The sequence below is a fragment of the Tenacibaculum piscium genome, from assembly GCF_021390755.1.
Lineage (GTDB): Bacteria > Bacteroidota > Bacteroidia > Flavobacteriales > Flavobacteriaceae > Polaribacter > Polaribacter piscius.
Genome location: NZ_JAJGWR010000021.1, coordinates 1 through 4,894, shown reverse-complemented (window position 1 = coordinate 4,894; position 4,894 = coordinate 1). Strand labels below are relative to the sequence as shown.

Annotated in this window: 1 protein-coding gene; it reads right to left on the bottom strand. The window is 39.0% G+C overall.

Translation table 11 applies throughout. From position 1 onward, the window contains the following. Positions 1-4,894: non-ribosomal peptide synthetase (locus L0U72_RS11670; RefSeq protein ID WP_233899380.1), on the bottom strand; the 4,894-nt coding region annotated here is incomplete at both ends.

Here is a 4,894-nt window from a genome sequence, read left to right as displayed (position 1 = left end):
CAAAAATACTGATGATCATCTCCAAACTACGATCTAGACAAATACCTATTAGATGCTCTGATGACACTCCTTTTTCAATCAAATAGTTTGCTAATTGATTCGATTTCTCATCTAGTTCCTTATAGGTTAGGTTTTCTGCATCATACACCACTGCCGCGGCATCAGGTGTCTCTAACACCTGTGCCTCAAATAAATCAACAACTGTCTTGTCCTTTGGATAGGATACTGCTATATCGTTGAAGACCTCTAACAACTGATGTACTTCCTCCTCACTAAGTATTGATATGCTTTCAACGGTCACGTATGATTCCTCATCTATATGGACAAGCAATTCTTTCAATACTTCTTCCATATAAGATACTACAGCAGACGGATCAATATCTAGAGAAGATATATTAGAGGTTAGCTTAAAATCATTCCCATAATCCTCAACGTCAAAACCAAATGGATAATTGGTTCGGGCATATCCAGATAAAAATGTACCCTCAAAACCGGAAGCTTCCTCTGTAGCTTCTTTAGTTGAATGCTTATAGTTCAACAAAGCACTAAACATTGGAATATCATTGGGGATACCACTCCATTGATGAACACTTGACAATGGCGTTTGTTCATGATTCAAGAGCGTTTGCAAGTACGCATCAGTTTGTGAAATATAGGAAGGAATGTCTCCTTTGACATCTAATAATACAGGAAGGGTATTCATAAATAATCCCAGTGAAGATTCGGAGCCTTTAATGCCCTGTAACCTTCCTAAAAGCACAGAACCAAATAGCGCATAATCCGTACCACTACATCTTCCTACCACCAATCCAAAGGCCGCATGAAACAGTACAGCCGGACTGATCTTAAGATCATTAGACACCTTTCGAATGTGATCGCGTAATTCAGAAGACAGTATTTTTTTTGATGTCATAATGGTAGAACTACCATCGATTTTGGTGTCCGATAAATTAAACGGGTAAGAAGGCGTATCTATATCACTATATACATCGCTGAAGTATTTTTTGTTCTCCCCTGTTTTCTCTTTATTTATAATCTGCCCAACAAATTCTCTATATAAAGCTGGTGTTGGGAGCTGACTTGCTCGCCCAACTAAATAAAGTTCTATCTCCTCTATTATTTTCGATGTTCCCATGTGATCCATCATGATATGATGATGATCCAATAGCAAATAATAGACACCATTATCCACATCATCGGCCACTTTCACTTGCATTGCTGGGGCTTTAGTCAGATCGATATATAAGTTCTCAGACGCTTGCTCTTTTTTTACCTGAAATAAAATATCTACTTCCTTATCTAAAGACAATTCTTCTACATTCAATTCCACTGCTCTCAATACTACCTGTACAGCCTGTGGAAGGCCTTCATTGAGCACGCAGGTACGAAGCACATCATGGCGGTTGATAACAAAACCTAAAGCTTCTATAAATTCCGAACGCTTGTCTAATGATGAAAAAGACAACAATTCCGATAGGATATAAGGATCTCCAATGGATTTATCACTCATTAAATGATGGAAATAAATACCTTGTTGTAGCGGTGCTAAAGGATAGATATCCTGAATATTGCTGGCGCCTCCTGGCACATGATTCATAATAACATCCAATTCCTCCTGAGTTAAATCCATCAAGGTGACCATCGATGGTATTATATAAGCACTCCCTTGTACAATTCCGTTATCTGGCAACGTATAAGCTTCGTCGGATGCCATTAGCTTCTCACTCAATTGAGCAATATTGGGGTCTGCATAAAAACCTCCAATGCTCATTGTGTAGCCCAACTTTCGTATGCGCGCTATCAAGCGCACCGCCAATAAACTATGTCCACCCAGTTCGAAAAAGTTATCATGGATACCAATCTGTTCAACTCCTAACAACTCTTGCCATATCTCAGCTAACTGCGCTTCTATCTCTGTCCTTGGAGCTGCATAGGTTTTTGTAGACAAAGTAGACAGATCTATCTCTGGTAATGCCTTCCTGTCTAATTTCCTATTGGAAGTCAAGGGCATCTCGTCTAATTCCACCCATAATCGAGGCACCATATACTCGGGTAAATGGGATTCCAATTGCCACTGCAAGACCTCCTTATCTAAGGCATTTTCCATCACTACATAAGCCAGCAATCGCTTATCACCATGGTCGTCTGTTTTGGCTAATACACAACATTGTATTACTTCTGATATGGAGGAGAGTGCATTTTCAATCTCACCCAGCTCAATTCGATAACCGCGTATTTTTACCTGATCGTCCTTCCTTCCTATAAAGGCGATATTTCCATCGGGCAACCATTTTGCTAAATCACCCGTCTTGTACAAGCGACCACCATCTTTAAATGGATTAGCTACAAATCGCTCATGGGTCAATTTCTCATTATTCAAATAACCTCTGGCGACTCCTGAGCCTCCAACAACTAACTCTCCAATAGCTCCTACTGGAAGCACATTCAATTGTGTATCTGTGATATATGCCGAACTGTTTTTGATAGGTTTACCAATAGGAAGTGCACCTGCTGTTTTTTCGATCGTGTAGGTCGTAGAAAATGTGGTATTTTCTGTTGGGCCATAACCATTGATAATAGTAAGTTCCGGATAAGCTTCTTTTATTTTATTTGTGTAGTTGAACAGTACAGTATCTCCCCCAACCAATAGATAGCTTAAAGATGAAAAAGCACTGATATCCTCCTCTACTACCTGATGGAACCATGAAGCTGTCATCCATAAAGTGGTTACTTTATTCTCTAGTAATACTGTTTTTAATCGCAGTGTATTCAGAAGTGTATCGATAGTGGTCAACAGTAATCTACCGCCATTTAACAAGGTTCCCCAATATTCTATGGTTGTTGCATCAAAGGAAATGGACCCAGTAGATAACCATACGGTTTCCTCATTCAATGTCACATAATCACAACTTTTGGCTAAACTGACAATGTTTTTATGTTCTATCTGAACGCCTTTTGGTGTTCCTGTACTTCCTGAAGTATAGATTACATAGGCCAAATTGTTAACAGACACCTCTATGGCTGGAGACCTTATAAATTGTTTCTGTATCAACTCCCAATCCTTATCTAATAATATAAGTTCTGACACCTCCAAATCTGACATTCGATCAACAAGACCAGAGGTACTCAATAGTAGATCTATAGTAGCATCCTGGATCATAAAGTTAATCCTATCTTTGGGGTAATCTGGATCTATAGGAACATAGGCTGCTCCTGATTTTAAGACCCCTAAAATACTAACAATCATCTCCAGGCTACGATCCATACAGATACCAACCCTATCTTCTACTGATACGCCTTTATCTATTAAATAATGAGCGAGTTGATTCGATCTTTCCTCCAATTCTCTGTAGCTTAAACTTTCTGACCCATAAACCACGGCAATGGTATCAGGCGTTTTTAAGACCTGTGCTTCAAAGAGTTCGACTACCGTACTATCTTTTGGATAATCCATATCGGTATCGTTAAAGACCTCTAACAACTGATGGGATTCTGCTTCGGTCAGTATCGATAAAGACTCTACTGTCATTAGCGATTCCTTACTCATATGTAGCAGCAATTCTTTTAAAGCTTCTTCCATATAGGATATTACAGTAGAAGGATCCATATCTAAAGAAGAGACATTGAACGTCAATCCAAAATCATTTCCATAGTCATCTATATCAAATGAAAACGGGTAATTGGTTTGGGCATAGCCAGATACCAATGTCCCTTCAAAACCAGAAACATTATCTGGATAACCTAACACGGAATGTCGGTAGTTTAATAAGGCACTAAACATGGAAACATCATTTGGGATACCGCTCCAATCGTGCACACTAGACAATGGTGTTTGTTCGTGGTCTAAAAGGGTTTGCAAACTCTCACTTGTTTGAGAAATATATGATGGAATGTCCCCTTTGAGATCTAATACTATGGGAAGGGTATTCATAAATAAACCCAGTGAAGATTCCGAGCCTTTCACTCCTTGTAATCTTCCTAAAAGTACAGAACCAAATAGTGCATAATCCGTACCACTACACTTTCCTACAACCAATCCAAAAGCGGCATGGAATAATACGGCCGGACTTACTTGTAAATCATTCGATACCTTTCTAATGCAATCGCGTAATTCAGAGGACAGCATCTTTTTAGATGTCGCAATGATGGAACTACCTGCTATCTTGGTATCTGATAAATTAAATGGATAAGAAGGTGTCTCTATACGACTGTACAAACCTCTAAAGTATGTTTCACTCTTCGCTATCTTCTCTCTATTTATCACATAGCCTACAAAATCTCTGAATAAAACGGGTGTTGGCAGCATTCCTGCTCGTCCGGATAGATACAGCCCTATTTCCTCTATTATTTTTGATGTCCCCATGTGATCCATCATGATATGATGATGATCCAACACCAAATAATAGACATCATTATCTACATTATCCACCACTTTTACTTGTATTGCTGGCGCATTAGCCAAATCCATATATAAGTTGTCCGATACTTGTTTCTGTTGTAGTTGAGACAGGATGTCTTTTTCTTTATCTAAAGACAATTCTTCTACAGTCAGGTTCACCTCTCTCAGTACTATCTGTACAGCCTGTGGCAAACCTTCATTGAGCACACAAGTACGAAGCACATCATGGCGATGGATAACAAAATCTAAGGCTTTTATAAATTCGGAGCGCTTTTTGGATGATGAAAAGGACAACAATTCTGAAAGTAAATAAGGATCTCCAGTGGTTTTATCACTCATCAAATGATGGAAATAAATACCTTCCTGTAAGGGTGCTAGTGGATACATATCCTGAATATTGCTGGCGCCTCCAGGTACATGATTCATAATAACGTCCAATTCGTCCTGACTTAAGTCCACCAAAGTCACCATTGATGGAATTATATAAGTACAGCC